The organism is Tepidamorphus sp. 3E244, assembly GCF_046159835.1.
Classification (GTDB): Bacteria; Pseudomonadota; Alphaproteobacteria; order Rhizobiales; family Tepidamorphaceae; genus JACKJK01.
In genome coordinates this window covers 1-560 of the sequence record NZ_JBJXCY010000009.1, presented here as the reverse complement: position 1 = coordinate 560, position 560 = coordinate 1, and the positions used below count along the sequence as shown (strand labels likewise).

Annotated in this window: 1 protein-coding gene; it reads right to left on the bottom strand. The window is 69.5% G+C overall.

Going from position 1 to position 560, the window contains the following annotated elements; genetic code table 11:
• Positions 1 to 560: calcium-binding protein (locus ACKTEK_RS15990; protein ID WP_409166321.1), on the bottom strand; the 560-nt coding region annotated here is incomplete at both ends.

Below are 560 nucleotides of genomic sequence, written 5' to 3'. Positions count from 1 at the left end.
CCCGAACCACCGGTTGCGTTCTCGAAGCCCGAGATCGTGTCGCCTGCCGCATCACCGCCAGAGGCCGTGTTGTTGCCGAGGTCCACCGTCACGCCCGCCGTGTCGGAGGCATAGGAGACCGTATCCGTACCCGATCCACCCTCCAGGTCGTCCGCGCCGGCCATGCCCTCGATGACATCGTCCCCGCCCGCGCCGTCGATGACGTTCGCGCCGGAATCGCCGGTGAGGGTGTCGTTGCCGGACCCGCCGGTGATGTTCTCGAAGCCGGAGATGGTGTCGCCGGTGGCGTCGCCGCCGGTTGCCGCGTTGGCGGCAAGGCTCACCGTCACGCCGGTGCTGTCGCCGTTGTAGGAGAGCGTGTCGGTGCCGTCGCCGCCGGAGAGAATGTCCGCGCCCGCGTCGCCGCGGATGATGTCGTCGCCGGCATCACCGCGGATCTCATCGTCGCCGGTGCCGCCCAGCAGGGTGTCGTTGCCGCCCGCCCCGATGATGAGGTCGTTGCCGGCGAGGCCGTTGACCGTCTCGTCGTTGTCGGACCCGATGATGACGTCGTTGCCGGT